Origin of the sequence: Tolypothrix campylonemoides VB511288_2 (genome assembly GCF_045999855.1) — a bacterium.
Lineage (GTDB): Bacteria > Cyanobacteriota > Cyanobacteriia > Cyanobacteriales > Nostocaceae > Scytonema > Scytonema bouteillei_A.
In genome coordinates, this window is record NZ_JBFPMW010000002.1 from 617199 (window position 1) to 638993 (window position 21795).

Here is a 21795-nt window from a genome sequence, read left to right on the forward strand (position 1 = left end):
AGGAGAGTGTCAAAAAATTACGAAAACCGATTTCCCACAAACCATCCCAAACCGCCCAATCCTAACAATAAGGGCGTCAACCAATCACCCCAAAGCACGTATAAAGTCTTACTTTGAAGACGATACACTGTTTCTGCATGAACTTCGTAAGTATTGTGTCCCGATATCCACAATGTCCTACCGTGAGGATCGACAAAAGCTGAATATCCCGTATTTGTTGCCCTCACCGCCCATCTATCAGTTTCAATAGCCCGCATAATATCCTGTGCGTGATGCTGCGTCGGCATAGCAGCACTGTAGTGAGCATCATTAGAAGGTCCGAGTATAAATTCTCCCCCTACCGCAGCTTGACGGCGGAAATGTTCGGAAAAAGCCGATTCATAGCAAATTCCGACAATAGCACGACCAAAAGGGGTGTCAAATACTTGATTTTGCTTCCCTGCAACCTGGTGTTCCTTCAAAGGTGACAAACGGTCAATCAGACCACCCAAAATTTCCTCGAAAGGAACATACTCCCCAATCGGTACCATCTTAACTTTGCCGTAGCGGCTAAAAATCACACCACTGCCCGTAACTGTAAACAAGCTGTTTGTATAACTGCGCCCATCTCTATAAAAACCTCCAATCCAAGCAACTTTCTTTTTTTCCCGCACCGCGTCTACTAAAGAGCTTGTCACGATCTCGTTTTGGAAAAAAGGCAAAGCACCCTCTGGAGTTAGCACGGCATCAACACCTCGATCTGTTAGGGTGACATAACCTGTGGTGTAACCTTCAATAGCACGACGAAAACCTTCTCGAAAAAGCTTGATTTCATTAGGAACATTCCCCTGAACAATCCCCACTTTCAACGCTGCTTCTGGTTGCTGAACTAAAGGACGGCTGTATAAACTCAAACCAATGAGATGGAGCAAAATGAATAATGCAACCGCAGAAACTAAATAACTGAGGCGCAGAGGCGCAGAGGTCAGAAATTGCGTTCTTTTCTCTGTGTTCTCTGCGCCTCTACGGTTTATCCATGCTTCCGCAAGCAAACCATTCACTGCCACAATAGCCGCAGTCACCGCACTCGGTCCAGACAGTTGACCTAAATGTAAAATGACAAGATTCTGCGGGCTTTGCGTGTAAGAAAGAGAAGTCCACCACAACGGTCCCGCACTCCAAAGTGCTTCTAATCCGCACCAGATACCCGTACCAATCAAAACGCGAACGAGAGGGGGAGGAGCGGAGGGGGAAAAGGATTTGAATTTACGGTGCGTCCAAACTTGAAAATTTAAAACCAAGGAGAAACAAGTTGCCCAAGTAGCAACTAATGCTGCTCCCCACAAGGTAATGAACGTCCAGCAAAATAAAGCGATCGCCAAACTTGCCAACCAAGGAACTCCCATCCAAGTCATGGGGTGAATTCCGGTAATCCAAGATAAGGCAATTCCGTGATAACCAATACCCCAGGCTAGGGAGGGGGAGATGAGGTGAAGGGGAGATGAGTTATTTCGTTGTGCAGAATTAACAACGATTGCCCATAGGGGAGCAAGGGCAATCCATGTGAAGAACCATGCACCAAAAGGTGCAACCGTCAACCCCATCAAAATTCCGCTGGCAAAGGAAATGAAGACACGGTTTTTTAGAACGTGGAGAGTTGCTTTCAAAAATTCCCTGCGTCCCCGTGTCTCCATATCTCCTTGTCTGGTCTGCTTACTCTGCTTCGGTTGCATCAACAGTATCGGGGGGAACTATTGCCACTCCCGTGATAACGTCATCTTCGTCAAGGCGCTGCACTCGTACCCCAGTTGCCGATCGCGATTGAATTGAAATCGCATTCACCGCCTGACGAATGATGATACCGCGACTGGTGACCATCATAATCTCCGCATCATCATTGTTTACGATATGTAAGGTTGCCAATTGGTCTTTGATTTTGCGGTTTTTGAATTTAGTCGCCATGATACCCTGACCGGCACGTTTTTGCAGGCGGAACTGGGAAACCGGTACGCGCTTGCCATACCCTCCCATTGTAATCACCAACACCCACGGACCAGTACTGCCGTTACCTGCAACTTCTACAGATTCTTCATTTGCATCAACCTCAAGGAGTTCTTCCGTTTCGACTTCCTCGATTTCAGTTTCTATGTCTGTATTTAAAGTAGCAAGAATCGCTGCTGGAAGAATATCCATTCCCACCAGTTCATCTTTATCGCGCAGTTTCATAGCTTTTACCCCACGAGTCGCCCGTCCCAAAGGACGCAGTTGTTCGTGATTGCATCTAAAGTGAATTGCCATCCCCCGGCGCGAGCCAATGATAACGCTATCTTCCACTCTTGCTCTTCTCACCCAACGGAGTTGATCCCCTTCTTCTAGAGAAATAGCAATCAAGCCATTGGCACGAATATTACTAAACGCTGCCAATTCAGTTTTCTTGATGTAGCCACCGTTAGTCAGCATGACCAAATATTCATCGCTGCTAAACTCCGTTACGGGAACTATTGAGGTAATTTTTTCCTCTTTAGGAACGGGTAGCAATTGGACAATTGGTGTTCCCCTGCTGGTACGAGAACTTACGGGTATTTGATAGGTTTTCAGGCAGTAAACAACACCTCGCTCGCTAAAGAACAAAACACTATCGTGGTCGCAGCAAGTCAGGAAATGCTCAACCCCATCATCTTCTTTCATCTTTGCTGCGGCTTTGCCTCTAGTTGCGCGGCTTTGCGCCTCAAAGGTGTTGACCGGCATCCGTTTGATATAGCCTTGTTCTGTCACTAAAATGACAACCTTTTCATTGGCAATCAAGTCCCGATCATCTATTTCCCCTTCTAAAGGCGAAATGACTGTACGGCGAGGCGTTGCGTATTTCTCTTTGAGATGCTTCACCTCATTCTCAATGATTTCCAAAATTCGCTCTCGACGTGCGAGAATATCGCGCAGATCGGTAATGAGGGCTTGTAATTCTTCGTGTTCCAAGCGAATTTTATCTGCTTCCAAAGCTGTCAAACGCCGCAGTTGCATCTGCAAAATTGCATCGGCTTGCACTTCAGAGAGTCCGTAGGTTGAGACTAACTCTCCTTTTGCTGTAGGCGCGTCAGGAGCATGGCGAATTAAGTTAATAATTTCATCTAAGTGCGAGAGAGCAATCAATAACCCTTGCAAAATATGGTCGCGTTCTTCAGCTTTCCGCAGTTCATACTGCGTGCGTTTGGTGATGGCTTCTATACGGAAATCTAGAAAGACTTGCAAGAATTGCTTGAGGGTGAGAACCTGCGGCTCGCCATTGACAAGCGCCAGCATATTCGCCCCAAAGTTGGCTTGTATTGGCGTTTGTTTGTAGAGATTGTTGAGGACAACCCTGGGATAAGCGTCCCGTTTGAGTTCAATCACGATTCGCATACCATCGCGATCGCTCTCATCTCGAATATCTGCAATTCCCTCTATTTTCTTGTCATTTACCAACTCAGCGATTTTTTCAATCAGTGCTGCTTTGTTAGTTTGGTAAGGCAATTCAGTAACAATTATTGCTTCTCTATCCGGTCTTCCCCTTTGTTCTATAGTTTCAATTTGTGCCACACCGCGCATGGTTATTGAACCGCGCCCTATAGTATAGGCTTCTTTAATTGGTCCGGTACCCAAAATCTGACCACCTGTTGGAAAATCAGGACCGGGAATATACTGCATTAATTGAGTATCGTTAATATCTGGATTGTGAATCAGTGCTACCAATCCATCAATCAACTCACCCAAATTATGAGGGGGAATATTGGTTGCCATACCCACGGCAATCCCGGAAGAACCATTAAGTAGCAGCTGTGGAACCCGTGCGGGCAAAACAGTTGGTTCTTGCTGGGAACCGTCGAAGTTATTTACAAAATCGACAGTTTCTGACTCAATATCTTGTAGTAGAGCGTCACTCGTTAAAGCTTGCAAGCGGCATTCGGTGTATCGCATTGCCGCAGGTGGATCGTTGTCTATAGAACCGAAGTTTCCATGCCCTGCAATTAAGGGCGATCTCATGGAAAAATCTTGCGCCATTCGCACTAGAGCGTCATAGACCGCTGTGTCACCGTGAGGGTGATATTTACCCAATACTTCCCCTACTACACGAGCGCATTTACGAAAAGGGCGATCTGCGGTCAATCCCAATTCATGCATAGCATAGAGGATACGACGATGCACAGGTTTCAGACCATCCCTGGCATCTGGCAGCGCCCGACCTACAATCACGCTCATGGCGTACTCTAAATAAGACCGGGACATTTCGTTCCCCAGATCGGTCGGGATAATCCTCTCCTGAGAGGTTGTCATAACCTAAAAAACTCCAAAAATCGCAGATTTTAGCCTTTATACTGAAAAAAAAGCAAAATTATTCCGAATTAACGCTGAATAACTGCCATAATTTGATACAATTCTAGCATATTTTACTGTTTGCTGGGGGAAGCAGTGAGCAGTAACTAATGGCTAATTCACGGGTACCTGAACTTCTGAAGATTGATTTTTGAGTTGAGATTCGATCAAGGGTACTTTAGGAGCGAGAAAAAATCCAATCAAACTGGCAAACAAGATTGGAGTGAAGGGACTAAAATTTGTTAATTTTGACAGCAATAAGGTTGTACTGATAGGTGTTCGCGTTACTGCGGCATTGATAGCCGCCATTGTACAAATCATGGCGAGTGTGGAATTCAATCCCGGAATTAAGCCAGCTACAGCTTTACCCAAACAAGCGCCCGTAAAAAATAGGGGAATGATAAATCCTCCACGCCATCCTCCCGTGACAGTTACGCTAATAGATGTCATTTTTGCCAAAACCAGTACAAACAAGAAAACAGCCGGAAAGCTTTGATTGAGGACAACTTCTAATTCATGATGTCCAAAATAACGTGTCAGCGGTAAGACAGCCGCTAAACAACCAAGCCCCAAACCAGCTAGTGTTGTGCGAAAATAAACAGGTCCTGGGATTTGGGCAAAAATGCGATCGCAAGCTCGAAAAATACCCATGAACATCCACCCAGCAATAACCCCCACAATTCCAAAGACAATAGCTAGCGCAAAATCGTCAATACTGTCTATGTGATATTGCGGAAAATGCCAGGTTGGAGCAATCCCCAAACGTGTAATTGCAGCGAAAACCAGATAACTCGCACAACTAGAAACAATAGCAGGCATTAAAGCTTCATAGTACTCAACGATATGTTGGTGGTGCAAAATTTCCAAAGCAAACATAGCACCACCAAGAGGTGCGCCAAACAAAGCAGTAAAGCCTGCAGCCATGGCAGCTAAACTCATAGACCTCACATCTTCACCTTCTAGTCGCAAACGCTCAGCAACCCAAGTCCCAAAAGAACCTGTTACCTGTACGAGTGGCGCTTCCGGTCCAGCACTACCACCTGCTGAGATGCTGAGCAAAGAAGCCAAAATCATAGAAGGATTTTTGCGAGCATCCAACCGCCCATTCCGAAGATGGATGTTATCAACAATCGCAGCAATTTCACCAGGATTGCCAAGAAAATGAATGACTAAACCAATCGCCAAACCAGCGAGTGGCATAACGAGCAACAGACTCCAACCTTGAAATTTTTCAAGTTCATGGAACATCAGTTCCAGCACACTCCAGTACAACCCCGCAAATAAACCGCAAACAGTCCCTACCACAGCCCAGCATAAAACCCAACGAGAAATTGTGAAGGGATTGCGTTTTACCAGTCCAAAAAGTTGACGAAGAGTCCGGCGTTGATTTTGTCCGTAAGGAGGGCGATTCTTTGGTAGCACAAGTGATATTCCTTTCTCAACGAAACAAATGTTATGAAATCTTTATATTTCCATGCTAATGCGTGTGGGAGATAAAAACGCATTTGAATTTAAGCCCCAAGGTAGTGTGTAGCATCTATGGCAAAGGTTTAGGCTCAGGGTATGTCAAGGTTGGAGAAGTAAGTATACATGTACAGCGACGAAACAACTCCCAATCAAGCTGAGAAAACAAATCCACAGACTGATGAGTCACAATTAAGCCCCGAAATGCGGGATCGTATCAAGCATCCTCCAAAAATGGATGACGTGTTGCTTTCGCTATCACCCGATGAACTCAGAAATAACCAAGCCGTCGTACCGGAAATGCTTGACGAACCAACCGACGAAATGATTGGTTTTACTAAAGAATGATCGCTAAACTATTTGCTAATAGCCCTTCGGGCTATACGGGTTCGCCCTCCCTTGTTCGCCAGTCCCCCTACGGCGCGGGAAACCCGCCTACTTTCTCTGGACTCACCAGTCGTCAGGGCGCGGGAAACACGCCTGCAGCACTGGTCTCACCATTAGCCATTAGCAATTAGCCATTAGCTCTATGTTGCCAGTCATCTATTCCGACGAGTTTTTAGATCACAAAACGGGGTCTTTCCATCCAGAAAATCCAGAACGTTTAATGGCAATTACAACTGCCCTCAAACAAGCTACTTTTGCAGAACAAATTGAATGGCGATCGCCATCTCCACCAGAAACCCGAACCCTAATGTCTTTTTTGCAACAAGCGCATACTGAACGCCATATCAACAAAATTCGAGAAATTGCTCTCGCGGGTGGCGGTTATTTAGATGGAGATACCCCTGTTTCCCCCCGGAGTTATGATGTTGCTTTACTAGCGGTTAGTGCCTGGTTGGATGGAGTAGATATTGTGCTAGAAACTGGCAAACCGGCTTTTGTCCTGGCTCGTCCGCCAGGGCATCATGCTGTTAGTGATGAGGGGATGGGATTCTGCTTGTTTTCCAACGCTGCTGTTGCGGCATTCTACGCGTTGCAAAAACCAGGGATCGATCGTGTAGCCATTCTGGACTGGGATGTCCATCATGGCAATGGAACGCAAGCAATCGTAGAAGAACACCCACAAGTTGCTTATTGTTCTTTGCATCAGTACCCCTGCTACCCAGGGACTGGACGAGCAACAGAAAAAGGATTTCACCACAATGTGCTGAATTTACCCATACCTCCTGGTAGTAATATGGAGGTATACCAGCCCGTATTTGAAAAAAAGGTCATACCTTTCTTATCAAACTTTCAACCGGATTTATTAATAGTTAGTGCTGGTTACGATGCCAATGCTGACGATCCATTAGCAAGTATAAATTTACAACCGCAAGATTATGGTGTATTCACCGATTATTGCTTGGAAATAACTCGTAAGATTGTGTTCGGATTGGAAGGTGGTTACGATTTTGAATCCCTTTCTAAATCAGTCTTGGAAACAATTAAACATTGTTTGGTCTAAATTCTCTAGGCTGATTTTTTTAATAATTTGAAAGACGTTAATCATAATTTTTAATATTTCTTAGAGATTGGCAATCCCTCGTTTGAGCGCGACTAAAACTGCTTGCGTGCGATCGCTCACACCCAGTTTTCTGAGAATACCATTGACATGGAACTTAATCGTACCTTCGCTAATGTTGAGATATGTAGCAATTTCTTGATTGTTCTTACCATCAGTCATGAGCAGAAGAACTTGCCGTTCGCGTTCGGTTAATTGGGGACTGCTCATGCGTTCAGATAGCCTCGCGCCGACCTCAGCAGGAATACATTTCTGTCCGGCATGGACTCGCTGGATTGCTTCAATTAACTCTTGGCGAGTGACATTTTTGAGCAGGTAGCCTCTCGCTCCGGCTTGTAGCCCGCGATAAATGTCTTCATCGCCATCATAGGTAGTCAGTACAATGAGCCGGGCATCGGGATCTTCCTGACGAATCGCAGCGATCGCATCGACACCGCACATCTCCGGCATCTTCAAATCCATCAGAACGACATCAGGTCGATGTTGGCGGAAGAGTTGCACGGCTTCGGTGCCCGTACTGGCTTCAGCCACCGTTTCAATCCCGGTAGCGTATTGAATAATCATCGCCAGACCAAAGCGAACAACCGGGTGGTCGTCGGCAATTAAGACGCGAATGTTGGTGTCGCTCATGGTCAGTGGCGGAGAGACGGAAGGGTAGCGAGCAGATAGGGAAAACGGAATTCGATTTCTCCGGCGTTTATTTGGCGGTTGAGCATTGTTGTCCCTCGGTTGAGTCGTCATAAAATTCCTTCTTCCGTAATGCTTTGCTTCTAATTCAAGGGTGCTTCCACAAGAATTTGGGTGCCTTGCCCCAATTGGCTTATTAAGCTCACTTGGGCACCGATGCGATCGCCGCGTTCGTACATACTTACCAGTCCAAAACCGTCGTTCAAGCTATCGATATAGGTGAAAGGAGTAAAGCCACGTCCATCATCGGAAATGGTGAGCCAAATGCGGTCGGGTTCGTAACCGAGATCGATTGAAATTTTCTGTGCTTGAGCGTGTTTAAGGGCATTAGTGAGGGCTTCCTGCCCAATCCTTAGCAGGTTCATGCCCATAAAAGGCGGTAAGGGACAGGAGTTGCCCCGAACATTCACCTCAACGGCAATAGAAGTATTGCGGGTCATGTGTTCTACACTCTCATAGAGCATTTGTGCCAGATCGGCATACTCAGCAGCGGGAGGGTAGAGCGCCCAGACCGAGCGACGGGCTTCTGTCAGCCCGGTTTCTGCCAGTTGGCTGGTGTACTCTAAAATCCGTTCTACGGTTTGCGGTTCCTGGTGAATCAAGGGTTTCGCTACCTCTAGTTGCAGGGAAATGCCGGTGAAGACCTGAGCCAGGGTATCGTGAATTTCACTTGCCATGCGGTTGCGTTCTTCAAAAATTGCAACTTGTTTGGCTTCTTCTGCAAGATTGGTAAGTTGAATGGCCAGCGTTACCTGTTGTGCCAGGGTATAAGTCAATTCAATTTGTTGCTTGGTAAAATGACGATGGCTGGGAAGAAATACAATCAGTGCTCCAATCATTTTCTCACCCAAAATCAACGGAACATTAAGTAAACGGCTTACTCCACGAGATCTATACCAGGCTCCAGCATCTAATCCAAACTCATTGGCAATTTGGATATGAATAGCACTCGTTGCCACATCTTCAGTAATGAAGTGGCTGCAGCGATGATGCAAGCTTTCCTCTGGCATCATCTCTGGTGGAACCGGATAGCCATACAAACCAATGTGCCCTGGCTGTTCCTCCGGTTTGAGAATCTGTCCCCGCCAGTAAGTTAATCCAACGCGGGCGGTGTCATCAGTTTTGGAACAGTACCAATATTCAGTTAACGGTGCTTCAAGTTGCTCGGCAATGACTTGAAGCACGTGTCCTAAAAAAAGATCGAAGTCTGTTTCCGTTGCCAGCACATCAACCGTTTGCTTAAGCGCATCATTGGCTTTTGCCAGTTCTGCCACCTGTTCTTGTTCGCCGTGAATTCGTTCTTCAACCAGGCGATCGACCAGTTGTTTCCGATGTAGGGCTGCTCCAATTGCTCCAGCACCAAAGGTCAAAACGTTAATTTCGTGAGTTGACCATTGGCGATAATCAACGCAGTTATCAAAGAAGACGCAACCAAAGTATTCTCCTTCAATGAAAATCGGCACTGCACCTGTAGACTTAACAGAGATGTTTAACTGATGAGTCCGAGCAGGTTCGGGAAATTCTGTCACTAAATGCCAGATGGAGCGACCGTTGTGGAGTTCATCTGCTAGGATGGCGTATTCGTCAGTATAAACAATTTTCGTTCGCGGGTCCTCACTCTGGCGAGGAATTCCTGGTGCTGTCCATTCTGCCAGAACGCGATGCTGCATCCGTCCGTTCTCCTCGCTTGGCTTTTCCTGCATTAGCCCAACTCGACTAATCCCTGCTGTCTCGCCAATTTTCTTCAGTGCGTTGTCAATGGCGTTATCAATGTGAGGGTTTTCGAGAAGATCTTTAGCAACTTCTGCTACTGCAGAAAGCAGGCGATAACTGTGCTGCAATTCGTGTTCGCGCTGCAGTAATTCTTCATTTGCCTTAGCTAGCTCTGCTACCCGATCTTGCTCAACTCGCAGGAGGACTTGTTGTGTTTCTCGCAGTTCGGTAATGTTAAGTTGTGTTCCCCACCCACCCGTCAACTGACCATTTTCAACGATGCCAATGATGTTATTGAGGAAATAACATTTCTTTCCTTCGTTATCCACTTCCTCAGATTCAGCCGCTCGAATTCGATACCCGTTCTCAACATAGTGACACATCAGTTCTAGATTCTTGTCGGAAGTTGAGATGTGAACATCGCTAAGGCGCAAACCTAGAGCCGCTTCAGTCGAGGGCAATCTATACATACCTGCAAAGACGGCATTTGCTTCGGCAACATACATATAACGGTACAATCGATCGACTTGCTCGCTCACAGGCAACGCTAAGGGGATAGGTTGGTCTAGTTCCCAACGATAGATCCCTTCACTGCTGAGTTCAAATAAAGCACGATACCGGGCTTCCGATTCGCTGAGGCGATCGAGCGTTTGTTGCAATTCCGCGTTGATGCGTTCGAGTTCTTGCGATCGCACCTGTTCGGCTTGAAGTAGAGCTTGTTGAGTTGGTTCGTAACTTGTCAGATCTGCAACTTGCCCTTGTTCGCGAACAGTTGCTGTGTGCTTGTACCGTTCTTGTTCCCTTCGTTTGTATTCTGCAACCTCTGCTTGTAGCACCGCATAAGATTGCTCGCACTGTTGCAGCTGCGAGCAGCCTTGCTGTCCCAACAGGCGTCGCAGCATAGCATTTTCTTGCTCTAGGGCAGAGAGGCGATCCGGGAACTCAGTAGCAGCCATGTCCATAGCAAGGTTTGGGAATCAGAGATTTTCCCTAGCATAAGGCAATTATCATTACACGGAAAGATAATTAACGAGTTTTTTAGATTCAAGAAAGCACTTACTTCTTGTTTTCTGTAACACCCAAAAAACTTGCAAAACACCGGAAGCGTCAATATAACTGAGAAAGACTCAACTGTAAGGAACATCATAAAGTCTTCCTCACACCCCCTAGAATTTACAAAACCCAACGAAAGTTAGGGATTATATCTCAACAAAAGTTGAGCTAAAAAAATAACTTTACTCTACGAATATTTTCTTCTCATGACTAGGGACAGAAACAAAGCAGCCCTGTAAGCTGTTATTGCGATCGAAATCACTTAGATCCACCTCTAGAGCGCAGCTTACCCCAAAGTTGTTTCGACAAGCGATCGTCTACTGAGTCGTCAAAATTAAGATTTAACCAGCTATTCCTCACGCAATGAAAGCTCAGCTAGTCTAACTTTCAACGTTATGAACTTACGGAATGGAAGTATGAAAACAATCTCTCAAGAGCAATTATTAAAAGTCAGTTTCACAGAGGAAGATCCCATAGCCGACCTTTTACCCCGTTCGCTCTTGCTCTCTGACCATAGCTTGGGATGGGATGGTAGTTGTGTTAAACACTGCTATGAGCCAGTTTGGGAAATGCCTGAGATTAATTCACTCACTGTTGCGCTCGCAGTATACTTAATCAGACGTTCTTCTAAGACTCCGCCAAAAATTCCAACCGTTGGTGACGGTTTATCTAGAAATGCCTTAGAGAAAGCTCTCAACTATATTAATACCCATCTAGATGGAGAGGTGACGCTTTCAAAACTTGCTGAAGTCGTTGGCATGAGCCAGTATTACTTTTGTCGTTTGTTTAAGCAATCAATGGGTATTTCACCATACCAGTATTTACTTCAGCAACGAGTCGAGCGAGCCAAGCAGTTATTGGAGCAGCGCAAGTTTTCCATTGCCGATATTGCTCTTCAATGTGGCTTTTCTAACCAAAGCCATCTCAATCGCCACTTCAAACGCATTGTCGGTATGACACCTTTTATGTTTCTCAAACAGTAGCAGATAAAATTATCAGAACGTGCTAGAAATAGCAAAAACATAGTATCGGGGAAGCAAGGAATGAGCGAGACTTGGTGTACTAGTTTTCCCCGAGCGTAGAGGCAACTCGAATGCTACCTCCATCAATCGATTCAAAACATATAGCGAGTCTATTTTGTAGAGCGTGGCTTGTCTATATGCAAGCAACGGTTAAATGCCTTTGATACCAAAGTCCCCCTGATTTTTGCAGGGATGGTTTTTCACACCCAATCGGGAACGCGTACCGATGCCCAATTGCTTTTCGACTTCTACATGACCTAGAGGATTGTATTGAGGTTTTAAATGAACTTCGTAAAGGCTGCGTCGCGAGCGAGAAAAATTATTATTTTGACAGCGAATTATGAAGACGAAAAAAATGAAGAATTGCTCTTTGGGTCAATTCTTTGGGGAGTCTTGCCTTCAAAAGGCTGTGGCTTTTCATTACCACAAAAAACAGCAAATCTCTTTGCCATCAGTACTAAGTACTTTTACACTCGGTATTTTATCGACTTTCATAAGTGTAATGCCAGGACTCGGAGCCGAGAAAATAGAATTTACATACCCTCCCTTTGGGGAATTTTCGATCTCGACAACTTCTTTGGAAGCCTTTGCTAAAGAAGGCAAAATAACTGACGAGTTTGCTTTTTATACTAAACGTATAAAATCAAATCAGTTAAATCAATTACGAGATTTACTCCAGACAAAATTTGAGGTCACACCTACCCTAGTGTCTCAATTTACCTATTCTGCAATTGGTGAAACCTTACTGAAAAGGTTGGGAGAATTTTTACTGACAGACAAGAGACAAAATGGTTTTTATGCGCTTCGCTCTGCACTAATATTATCAGCTGCGGATCGCGATGGCTTAACCTTTGTCAATCTGATTCGCCGTTACCCAAGTCCAGCACTCAGGCTGAATTTAACGGAAACCCAAAGTACTATCGAAAACTTATCGGAACTCTTGAAGAAAAGAGATGTACTTGTTATCGCACTTAAAGAGATTGCACAAACAGAAGCAGCCACTCAATTAAATACTGATTTCTCAAAACTCCCGGATTTACGCCTTCCAGGTTCTTTTAACTGGGTAAAAAAAACTATCAGTTTGGATGATAAGAGTCGCGATCGCCAGTTTGAGGCTGATTTATATCTTCCTCAAACACCAACAAAAACTCAAAACGCCTCAGCGTTTCCTGTTATTGTCATTTCTCACGGTGTCGCAGAAGATAAAGAAACCTTTGCTTATGTCGCCCAACATCTAGCTTCCTATGGTTTTGCAGTTGCGGTTATCGAACATCCTGGAAGTGATGCTAAGAAATTTCAGCAATATTTTGCAGGGTTAGCAGGTCCACCACAACCACAAGAATTGATTAATCGCCCGTTAGATGTGAAGTTTTTGCTTGACGAGCTCGAGCGTCTATCTACATCCGATCCGATTCTCAAAGGGCAACTTAATTTACAACAAGTAGGAGCCATCGGTCATTCTTTGGGAGGTTATACCAGTCTGGCTCTATCAGGAGCAACAATTGATTTTGAGCAGGTTCGCAAGGATTGCAATCCAAATCGTTCCCTGAATCTATCAGTTTTCTTACAATGTCGGGCCTATCAACTACCAGCTGCTAACTATCCCATACAAGACCAACGGATTAAAGCCGTGATGGCACTCAATCCTCTCTGTAGCACTATTTTAGGGCAAAGAGGATTGAGTCAAATTAAAGTTCCTGTCATGCTGGTTGGAGGAAGCCAAGACATTTTTACTCCAGCAGTTCCAGAACAAATTCGCCCGTTTACTTGGCTGCAAACTCAAAATAAGTATCTAGTGCTGATGGAGAATGCTACACATTTCTCCACTTCACAAAAATTAAATTCTTCTCAAGGAGTTTTACCCGTACCACCAAGTTTAATCGGTCCCGATCCAGCGATCGCTCAAGTTTATGTCAAAGCTTTAAGTTTAGCTTTCTTCCAAACCCATCTGTTACAGCAGCAAGAGCAACGTTCCTACCTGAGTGCAGCTTATGCAAAGTTTATCAGTCAGCCACTTATAAACTTAAACTTAATTCAATCTTTCACTGCCGAACAGTTTGCTCAAATGTTCAAAAAAAGATGAATTGGTTTGTGGTTAGTGGTACAAGAACCTACCAATGGCAACTAACCACTATCTCTTTACGCTTCCTCTATCTCCAGTCGAGCTGCTGTGACTGCATCAAAAGCAAATGCCAAAACAAGAGGCATTGGACATTTCAACAAATAGGTAGAAATAACTGCAGCGAACGTACCTACGACTGCTGATATAGACCAAAACTTCTCATCTACAGTCATTCCCTTTTGACTTTTAATCAATCTTAATACTTGATTGGGAATCGGTTCGGGCATGACAGCTCCGGGTGGAAAAGCCCAGTAGTTATTACGGCGTTCCTCAAATAAATCTGTCCAGCCGTTGTCTTGGCACCATTCTGCGATCCATTCTAGATGATAATGTTTCATACTCGGTCTGGGGAATTGAATTAGCATAATTAATGAATCGTTAGCCTTGAGATAGTCCTAACAAATAACCTGTTTGGTCTATAACAATCAGGATTATTTGGTTGTCGCGAAGCTTGGTTAAGAAATTAAAACACTTGTTGGAGCTTTTCTATAAATTCACATATTTTCAGACTAACAGCCGCTTGCTGATTCTCACACGAAAAGAAAATAAACTTTACTTGGGACTTAATAGCTCAATAATTCTCAATATTTGAGCGAGCAGTTCATTTAAGATATCTAAAAAAAAATACGTACCTAAACTACCAGAAGGTAGAAGATGATAAAAAACTTAAAATATATTCTTGTCACTCTTGAATTATGCAAAAAGTTTTAAAAACTCCAGGTTTCAAAATTTGGGGTATTAGCCTTGCTGCGATCGTACAAACATTAATAAGTACTATTACTTATTCCATTAGAGGTTCCTTCCTTAAGTAAAGTGAAACAATTCTATGACCGGAATTGCAACAGCCATCTAAAAGTGTTTTGCGAGAGATGAGGGTGGGTAACCACGCATGCAGTTAATGTTTAAAGATCGCTAACGCCGTAATTTTACGCTGGTCACGGAATAAAAAAAAGAGTATCAACGGGTAGAACTTCTTTGCTATAAGTGAGAGCATCCAAGGAGTCAGGATGATAAATTCCGTCTTTGACAGCAATCCACCTGTGATTCTTGTTGTAGATGATGAAAAGCTCATGCGGTTTGTACTGCGTCAGGCTATTGAAAAAGAAGGATATTCCGTTGCTGAAGCTAGCAACGGACAACAATGTTTGGATATCTGTCAGGCACAACCGCCAGATATGGTGTTATTAGATGCTATGATGCCAGAAATGGATGGGTTTACTTGTTGCTCTCAACTACAAACCCTGTTAGGCGATCGCTGTCCCCCAATTTTAATGATTACTGCTCTTGAAGACAAAAAGTTTCGCGAGCAAGCGATGGAAGTTGGAGTCACCGGCTATCTCACAAAACCATTTGATTGGGACGTGCTGCGTCAGCGAGTCCATCGCTTGCTAGCCCATAAATGGATGGAAATGGAGCTGCAAATCCGATCGCTAACAGCGATCGCTGACCAATGCTAAATTGAGCCAATTTTGTTGAGGACTGACATATCGCGGATACGCCACCCATCATCCATCCGAATGAGATCGTACCTAACTCGTAATTTTTCTTTATCTGACTTTTTCTTTTGACCGTTTTCATAAAATTCAGTGGATTCAGTGACAGCTGCTTCCACTGCAGCTTGGTTTTGGGAAGTTCGATTGGTTTCCAAGGATTCGACTTTAACGCTATGTTCGTATTTTCGATAACGATTCTTATCTTTTTCGCGTTGACCCCACAGCCGCCATTTTGTCAGGGTTGGACTGACTAAAATATGCTCTAAACTAGACAGTTCGTGTTCCGAGCCAAATGCTGCGGCTTTGATATCGAGCCAAGTCCGAACAATTTCTGCAGCTTTTTCTTCTGTCAAAGACCCTGTGGGTAGTTTTGGTTTGCTGGTAGAGTCCGGAATGGGTATTGGCGGCTGGTTGAGTTCTACTGAGACTTGCTCGCCTTTTAACGATGGTGCGGGGGACAACAGATTTTTAAAAAATCCAATCGTTGTCGAAATGACAAACCACAGCACAACGATACTGGCGGTTGAGGCTAATATCATCCACAATAAGCGCAATTGCGATTGCCGATTGCGCGTTCTACGGCGGCGATTTGGAACAGGAGTGTTTTCTGAGACATACCCTAAATGCGTGGGCTGTCGTATTGGTCTTCTTGATGGGGGAGGATCTGTTTTGGCTGTACCGTTTACATGTTGGTGCGTCCCTCTAACAGAGTATTGGGTATTGGGCAGTGAGTTGATAGAGGTTTGTGTCTGTCTGCTGACATTGCCATAAGACATGGGGGAGGCATAATTGGGTTGCGACCAGCGTAAATTGTCTTCCCTTTGCTGTGGTCTTGTTTCTGGTTGTTCTACATAGGGTGTTCTGGTTGTTGGGAATTGCCTGGAGTTTTGTGTAGAACCCTTGTGGCGATCGTTCCGATCGCGATGATTTGTTTGTGCTTGAGTAGATGGGTGTGGGTACGTCGTCCCTGCTGATTCGTAAGTTGTTTCTTCTTCTGTTGGTAGGTTTTCTAAATAAGCTTGTACACCCGGATCGGAAAAATAATCTTTCAAGGAAGCGGGTTGGTCTACCAAATCTCGAAAGTGAGGAAAGACGTCGTTTTGCAACCAGCGTTCTCCATACAAACACAATCCCGGTAACAAGTCTGGAGAATCATGAGAGTGTTCTCGAATAAAAGCTAGAGCTTCATACTCTTGCGAGAGTTCTAAGACACGCGTGGCTTCCTCTGTTTGCCCTAAAAGCATGGCACAGAGGGACTGTTCTAAATGAACGTCTTGACGTCGGCTCAAGCGTATCAGTAAATGCTTTGCTTGACGAATTAATGCGGGTTGACGTTGGGCAAATCCTTTGGCTAGGGAGGCGTAAACTGCTAGATAAGTTGCAACTGCGGAGGGACGCTTGCTTTCCGCTTCAAACAATTGGTGTTGTTCGGCAACTGTCAGGTAATTACGCAGTTGCTGAATAAATCTGAGAAAGTCATCAATGTTTAGTCCTGATTGGTCATCTCCCGCGCCATCAATGCCACCTCGCTCGTCAAGAACGTTCTGTAATAATTGCAATCCTTGGAATCTTTCGGTTGTATTTTCTTCAGGCAGTGCTAGCAGTTCTAAAATGCGATAAGGTCGCAATCTGTTGAGGTCAGACTGAATTTCAGCCCTACCACTGGGAAACAACCCTTTGCGTGCTAATAGTTCCTCTCCTGTTTCTAAGGAGATTGCCGCATTTTCATAGTGCCCTTGCTGCCATTGCTCGCGACCTAGTTCCAAACAAGCAAGAGCAACAGTAAGAACTACATCTGGTAGTTCAACCGTGTAGTTTTCTTCGCTGTCTTCTCTATTAACGTGTCGTTTGCCCGTACCGTTTCTGTCAATTAGGTAGGGACGACCAAGTTTTAGGACGAGTTCGTACTCTCCCAATTCTTGCAAAATTAGAAGCGCCCCTACGAACTCGTCTTGTGTAATTTCAATGCTGAAATTGAGCGACTCAACATCTCCACTACCTTGATGGGCAGTTTCAACAGCCACAGCCTTATCTTGATGGTTTTCAGAACCATAAGCGTGAGCTAGGTAAAGTTTATCGTATGTTTTACGTTCTCTGGGATCTGATAGGACAACATAAGCTTTCTCAATGAGTTTTTTTCTCGATGTAATTGCTGCATGGGAATACTCTCGTCGCGGCAGCTGCATAATGCGATCGCCGTATGCTTGCCGCAACTGTTCCTCACTTGCCGCCATCGGTATGCCTAAAATTCGGTAGTAATCTAGCGGAATTCGCACAGCCTACTTCCCCTGCAGCGCGATAAACATAATTTTCCTACAGCATGAGTGAATTGTAAAAACTTATCATTCTGCCGTTCAAGTAACATAGAACTATAAATGTGCTCTATAGCACTTTTGCCCACGCCTTCAATGATAATGTTTTGCTTTTTTTGAGACAGAATTTCTCTTTTTAAGATTATTTTTACGTTTTTTTTGTAAATGTACTGCAACCTGGTAACAGCTAACAGAGAATGAGTCTCACCTTGTTTGACAGCGCTAATATTGAGTGCTGTTGTGGTAGGAATGTATAGAAGCCTATATCTATTCTCTTTTCAGAGTTTATAACTAAATCATTCCTTCAGGCGATCTAGAGAAATTTTCTCCGACTATATGGTGAAAGAACCCCCTTTTTTATACTTTCTCCAATAGAGAGAACCGAAGTATACCACAGGTATTCATTCATAGCAACAATCTCACGAAGAATAACAATGTATGATATGGCTTTGTGAAATTGTTAGTAAATAGGCAGAAAACTGACTATCGCGACAGCTAATTTATAGCCAAAAGCTATAACAGCAGTTACCAGTTACCAGTCATCAAATTATGGTCTTTGGCTAGCTCCTGGTGAAATGCTATCTTTTTAAAAGCTTACGCTGCATTTTGGCAAATTTGCTCACACAGTAACTTTAAGATTTACGACAGGAATACCAAGAAATAATGAGCCAAGAACGCACATTACCTAAATTTGATACAGCAACGGTACAAATAACCAGAGACGAAGGGTTAGTGTTGTACGAGGACATGGTGCTGGGACGCTTGTTTGAGGACAAGTGTGCCGAAATGTACTACAGGGGCAAAATGTTTGGTTTTGTACACCTATACAACGGTCAAGAAGCAGTTTCTACTGGCGTGATCAAATCGATGCGACCGGGAGAAGATTTTGTTTGCAGTACTTACCGAGACCACGTTCATGCATTGAGTGCGGGAGTACCCGCAAAAGAGGTATTGGCGGAGTTATTTGGCAAAGCTACAGGATGCAGTAAGGGACGTGGTGGTTCCATGCATATGTTTTCTGCCGAACACCGTCTTTTGGGTGGATACGCTTTTGTAGCAGAAGGTATTCCCGTAGCAGCAGGAGCAGCTTTTCAAAGCAAATACCGTCGCGAGATCTTGGGCGATAAAAACGCCGACCAAGTAACTGCTTGCTTTTTCGGCGATGGAGCTGCCAATAACGGTCAGTTTTTTGAGACTCTCAACATGGCGGCTCTGTGGAATCTACCAATTCTTTTTGTAGTGGAAAATAATAAGTGGGCGATCGGTATGGCTCACGAACGGGCGACTTCCCAACCAGAAATTTATAAGAAAGCCAGCGTATTTAATATGGTTGGCGTGGAAGTAGACGGAATGGATGTTTTAGCCGTGCGAGCAGTAGCCCAGGAAGCTGTAGCTCGTGCGCGTGCGGGGGAAGGTCCTACCCTCATTGAAGCACTGACCTACCGTTTCCGAGGTCATTCCCTAGCCGACCCAGATGAAATGCGAACCAAACAAGAAAAGGAATATTGGTTCTCCCGCGACCCTATCAAGAAGTTTGCTTCTTATCTTGTTGAGCAAAACTTAGCTTCTAGCGAAGAACTAAAAGACATTGACCAAAAGGTACAGCAAGTTATAGACGAAGCCGTAAAATTTGCCGAAAGCAGCCCAGAACCGAGTCCAAGCGAGTTACACCGCTTTGTATTTGCTGAGGACGAGTAGTAAAAATTATGAATTATGAATTATGAATTATGAATCTCAATTAATTTCATAACTCATAACTCATAACTCATAACTGATAATTCAGAACTCATAACTATGAATAAACGATACATACAAACAAATCAATCTCGCTTGGAGGTTGTCCCCGAACGTGGCGGTATTATTATCGGGTGGCGAGTAGAAGGTCAAGACATTTTATACTTGGATGAGGAACGCTTTGCTAACCCTGAATTAAGTGTTAGAGGTGGAGTTCCAATTTTATTCCCCATTTGCGGAAACTTACCAGATAATTTATATACTTATAACGGGCAGGAGTATACTTTAAAACAACACGGCTTTGCTCGGGACTTACCTTGGTCGGTTGTAGGGGAAGAGGTTTCTCAGGACAAAGCAACTCTTGCGATCGCTCTGAGTAGTAACGAGCAAACACGCGCTCATTATCCTTTTGAATTTCAGATCGTATTTACATACAAGATCGAAGGTCATACTTTAGAGATAAGACAGGAGTACAAAAATCTGTCTTCCGAAGCGATGCCTTTTTCTATTGGGTTCCATCCGTACTTTGTAACATCTGACAAAACTCAATTAGAGTTTGAAATCCCCTCAAACCAATACCAAGACCAAATTACAAAGGAAGTTCATTCCTTTAACGGGACTTTTGACTATAACGCCGATGTTATCGATGTTGCCTTCAAGCACCTAAATGGCAAATTGGCAACAGTTAGCGATCGCAGTCGTAAGTTAAAATTGGAGATGGAATATGATGAAATATATTCCACTTTAGTTTTCTGGACGGTAAAAGGTAAGGATTTCTACTGTCTGGAACCTTGGAGCGCTCCTCGCAACGCTCTAAACACGGGTGAGAGCCTGACTGTGCTGGAACCAAACACCAGCTACAGCGCTAACGTGCGTCTCAAAATAAATTTTCTCTAGACTCTTTACAAAACTCCACTCGACTATGCTATGATGACATAGTCGATAAAAAGAAAGGGTCGCTAACTCAACGGTAGAGTACTCGGCTTTTAACCGATTAGTTCCGGGTTCGAATCCCGGGCGACCCATAAAATAAAGAATGTAGAAACGCGCTAGGGCGCGTTTTCGTGTAAATATCTAGCACTCGTTACCTTAAAGATTCTTCACAAAAAGAACCTGAAATGTTTACGATTAACGAAAAGTCTTAAAGTTTTTCAACATAAAGATACAACAGTAGTTATAATTTCCTATAAGCTTAAAATACTATTAAAAATAGCGTAATAATTTACGCTTGTCTGACCCACTAGCTGACAATCACATTTAGGAGGACTATCTATGGCGCTCGTACCCCTGCGACTGCTCTTAGACCATGCAGCAGAAAACGGTTACGGCATACCTGCTTTCAACGTGAACAACTTGGAGCAAATACAAGCGATTGTACAGGCTGCCCAAGAGACAGATAGCCCTGTTATTTTGCAAGCCTCCCGAGGCGCTCGTAAATATGCTGGGGAGAACTTCCTGCGTCACCTCATTTTGGCAGCAGTGGAAACTTATCCCAACATCCCCATTGCCATGCACCAAGACCACGGCAATGAACCGGCTACCTGCTACTCAGCAATCAAGAATGGCTTCACCAGCGTGATGATGGATGGCTCGCTGGAAGCTGATGCTAAGACCCCTGCTAGCTACGAGTACAACGTTAGTGTAACCCGTGAAGTAGTTAAAGTCGCTCACTCATTGGGTGTTAGTGTTGAAGGTGAACTTGGTTGTTTGGGTTCATTGGAAACCGGTCAAGGAGATAAAGAAGATGGTCACGGGTTTGAAGGAACTCTTTCCCACGACCAGCTGTTAACCGACCCCGACCAAGCAGTTGACTTTGTAGAACAAACCCAAGTAGACGCTTTGGCAGTCGCTATTGGTACCAGCCACGGCGCTTACAAATTCAGCCGCAAACCAACTGGGGAAATTTTGGCAATCAGCCGTATCGAAGAAATTCACCGCCGCTTGCCCAACACCCACTTAGTTATGCACGGTTCTTCCTCCGTACCAGAAGATTTGATTGCACTGATTAACGAGTACGGCGGTAAAATTCCTGAAACCTATGGTGTACCAGTAGAAGAAATCCAAAAAGGTATCAAGAGCGGTGTACGTAAGGTAAATATTGACACTGACAACCGTTTGGCTATCACTGCCGCTGTACGTGAAGCTTTAGCAAAAGAGCCTAAGGAATTTGACCCCCGTCACTTCCTCAAGCCTTCCATTAAGTACATGCAGAAGGTTTGTATCGAACGCTATCAGCAATTTGGTACTGCTGGTAACGCTAGCAAGATCAAGCAAATCTCCCTTGACGAATTTGCTGCTAAATATGCTAAGGGTGAACTCAGCGCCATTACAAAGAAAGCTGCTGTTGTCTAATTAAAGACAT

16 protein-coding genes and 1 tRNA gene are annotated in these 21795 nt (G+C 44.4%); 10 read left to right on the plus strand and 7 right to left on the minus strand.

Annotated features, from left to right (window positions below; all coding sequences use genetic code 11):
- Nucleotides 1–17: 17 nt before the first annotated feature.
- The 3 genes from lnt to AB0756_RS07115 form a co-directional block, all read right to left on the minus strand.
- Nucleotides 18–1583, minus strand: coding sequence for an apolipoprotein N-acyltransferase (gene lnt, locus AB0756_RS07105; protein ID WP_050046458.1), 1566 nt, complete (start codon nucleotides 1581–1583; stop codon nucleotides 18–20).
- Between the two features lie 109 nt (nucleotides 1584–1692).
- Complete coding sequence (gyrA, locus tag AB0756_RS07110) at nucleotides 1693–4290, minus strand: DNA gyrase subunit A (RefSeq protein ID WP_038084904.1); 2598 nt, start codon at nucleotides 4288–4290, stop codon at nucleotides 1693–1695.
- Nucleotides 4291–4443: 153 nt separating this feature from the next.
- Nucleotides 4444–5751 carry a chloride channel protein gene (locus AB0756_RS07115; protein ID WP_038084906.1) on the minus strand — a complete coding sequence of 436 codons (1308 nt, stop codon included), beginning with the start codon at nucleotides 5749–5751 and terminating at the stop codon, nucleotides 4444–4446.
- A 168-nt stretch (nucleotides 5752–5919) separates the two neighbouring features.
- Here AB0756_RS07115 and AB0756_RS07120 point away from each other — a divergent pair, with 168 nt between their 5' ends.
- The 3 genes from AB0756_RS07120 to AB0756_RS07130 are packed head-to-tail and all read left to right on the plus strand — an operon-like array spanning nucleotide 5920 to nucleotide 7240.
- A complete protein-coding gene (locus AB0756_RS07120; RefSeq protein WP_038084909.1) occupies nucleotides 5920–6141 on the plus strand; it encodes a hypothetical protein in 222 nt (73 codons plus the stop codon).
- Entirely contained in the window at nucleotides 6138–6311 is a 174-nt protein-coding gene (locus tag AB0756_RS07125) for a hypothetical protein (protein WP_153021531.1), read from the plus strand. The genes AB0756_RS07120 and AB0756_RS07125 overlap by 4 nt, the downstream gene beginning before the upstream one ends.
- Nucleotides 6312–6322: 11 nt before the next feature.
- A complete protein-coding gene (locus AB0756_RS07130) occupies nucleotides 6323–7240 on the plus strand; it encodes a histone deacetylase family protein (protein ID WP_038084912.1) in 918 nt (305 codons plus the stop codon).
- Between the two features lie 60 nt (nucleotides 7241–7300).
- Here the strand turns inward: AB0756_RS07130 and AB0756_RS07135 are convergent, their stop codons facing one another.
- Nucleotides 7301–7927, minus strand: coding sequence for a response regulator (locus AB0756_RS07135; RefSeq protein ID WP_038084971.1), 627 nt, complete (start codon nucleotides 7925–7927; stop codon nucleotides 7301–7303).
- Nucleotides 7928–8067: 140 nt separating this feature from the next.
- On the minus strand, nucleotides 8068–10653 hold the full coding sequence (locus AB0756_RS07140; RefSeq protein WP_038084915.1) for a sensor histidine kinase: 2586 nt from the start codon (nucleotides 10651–10653) through the stop codon (nucleotides 8068–8070).
- 513 nt (nucleotides 10654–11166) lie between these two features.
- Here AB0756_RS07140 and AB0756_RS07145 point away from each other — a divergent pair.
- Nucleotides 11167–11733 carry a helix-turn-helix domain-containing protein gene (locus tag AB0756_RS07145; RefSeq protein WP_050046377.1) on the plus strand — a complete coding sequence of 189 codons (567 nt, stop codon included), beginning with the start codon at nucleotides 11167–11169 and terminating at the stop codon, nucleotides 11731–11733.
- Nucleotides 11734–12112: 379 nt separating this feature from the next.
- Nucleotides 12113–13855 carry an alpha/beta hydrolase gene (locus tag AB0756_RS07150; protein WP_237265840.1) on the plus strand — a complete coding sequence of 581 codons (1743 nt, stop codon included), beginning with the start codon at nucleotides 12113–12115 and terminating at the stop codon, nucleotides 13853–13855.
- 56 nt (nucleotides 13856–13911) lie between these two features.
- On the opposite strand, the gene AB0756_RS07155 is transcribed toward AB0756_RS07150, so the two are convergent.
- On the minus strand, nucleotides 13912–14232 hold the full coding sequence (locus AB0756_RS07155) for a slr1957 family protein (protein WP_038084918.1): 321 nt from the start codon (nucleotides 14230–14232) through the stop codon (nucleotides 13912–13914).
- Nucleotides 14233–14901: 669 nt separating this feature from the next.
- On the opposite strand from AB0756_RS07155, the gene AB0756_RS07160 reads away from it, so the two are divergent.
- On the plus strand, nucleotides 14902–15351 hold the full coding sequence (locus AB0756_RS07160; protein WP_038084921.1) for a response regulator: 450 nt from the start codon (nucleotides 14902–14904) through the stop codon (nucleotides 15349–15351).
- On the opposite strand, the gene AB0756_RS07165 is transcribed toward AB0756_RS07160, so the two are convergent.
- A complete protein-coding gene (locus tag AB0756_RS07165) occupies nucleotides 15348–17663 on the minus strand; it encodes an IMS domain-containing protein (protein ID WP_038084923.1) in 2316 nt (771 codons plus the stop codon). The genes AB0756_RS07160 and AB0756_RS07165 overlap by 4 nt on opposite strands.
- A gap of 699 nt (nucleotides 17664–18362) precedes the next feature.
- On the opposite strand from AB0756_RS07165, the gene pdhA reads away from it, so the two are divergent.
- From pdhA to fba, 4 genes are all read left to right on the plus strand, one after another.
- Nucleotides 18363–19397: a pyruvate dehydrogenase (acetyl-transferring) E1 component subunit alpha gene (gene pdhA / locus AB0756_RS07170; protein ID WP_038084927.1), complete on the plus strand. Its 1035-nt coding sequence runs from the start codon at nucleotides 18363–18365 to the stop codon at nucleotides 19395–19397.
- A 96-nt stretch (nucleotides 19398–19493) separates the two neighbouring features.
- Nucleotides 19494–20330 (plus strand): aldose epimerase family protein, encoded by an 837-nt coding sequence (locus AB0756_RS07175; protein WP_038084929.1) that lies wholly within the window; start codon nucleotides 19494–19496, stop codon nucleotides 20328–20330.
- Between the two features lie 56 nt (nucleotides 20331–20386).
- Nucleotides 20387–20458, plus strand: a tRNA-Lys gene (locus tag AB0756_RS07180).
- Between the two features lie 247 nt (nucleotides 20459–20705).
- Nucleotides 20706–21785 carry a class II fructose-bisphosphate aldolase gene (gene fba / locus AB0756_RS07185; protein ID WP_038084930.1) on the plus strand — a complete coding sequence of 360 codons (1080 nt, stop codon included), beginning with the start codon at nucleotides 20706–20708 and terminating at the stop codon, nucleotides 21783–21785.
- Nucleotides 21786–21795: the final 10 nt, after the last annotated feature.

Coding starts and splice junctions, on each gene's coding strand:
- AB0756_RS07155 (WP_038084918.1), bottom strand. CDS start 14,232: ATGAAACATTATCATCTAGAATGGATCGCAGAATGGTGCCAAGACAAC.
- AB0756_RS07120 (WP_038084909.1), top strand. CDS start 5,920: ATGTACAGCGACGAAACAACTCCCAATCAAGCTGAGAAAACAAATCCA.
- pdhA (WP_038084927.1), top strand. CDS start 18,363: ATGAGCCAAGAACGCACATTACCTAAATTTGATACAGCAACGGTACAA.
- AB0756_RS07175 (WP_038084929.1), top strand. CDS start 19,494: ATGAATAAACGATACATACAAACAAATCAATCTCGCTTGGAGGTTGTC.
- lnt (WP_050046458.1), bottom strand. CDS start 1,583: ATGGGGTTGACGGTTGCACCTTTTGGTGCATGGTTCTTCACATGGATT.
- fba (WP_038084930.1), top strand. CDS start 20,706: ATGGCGCTCGTACCCCTGCGACTGCTCTTAGACCATGCAGCAGAAAAC.
- AB0756_RS07145 (WP_050046377.1), top strand. CDS start 11,167: ATGAAAACAATCTCTCAAGAGCAATTATTAAAAGTCAGTTTCACAGAG.
- AB0756_RS07160 (WP_038084921.1), top strand. CDS start 14,902: ATGATAAATTCCGTCTTTGACAGCAATCCACCTGTGATTCTTGTTGTA.
- AB0756_RS07140 (WP_038084915.1), bottom strand. CDS start 10,653: ATGGCTGCTACTGAGTTCCCGGATCGCCTCTCTGCCCTAGAGCAAGAA.
- AB0756_RS07125 (WP_153021531.1), top strand. CDS start 6,138: ATGATCGCTAAACTATTTGCTAATAGCCCTTCGGGCTATACGGGTTCG.
- AB0756_RS07150 (WP_237265840.1), top strand. CDS start 12,113: ATGAAGACGAAAAAAATGAAGAATTGCTCTTTGGGTCAATTCTTTGGG.
- AB0756_RS07135 (WP_038084971.1), bottom strand. CDS start 7,927: ATGAGCGACACCAACATTCGCGTCTTAATTGCCGACGACCACCCGGTT.
- gyrA (WP_038084904.1), bottom strand. CDS start 4,290: ATGACAACCTCTCAGGAGAGGATTATCCCGACCGATCTGGGGAACGAA.
- AB0756_RS07130 (WP_038084912.1), top strand. CDS start 6,323: ATGTTGCCAGTCATCTATTCCGACGAGTTTTTAGATCACAAAACGGGG.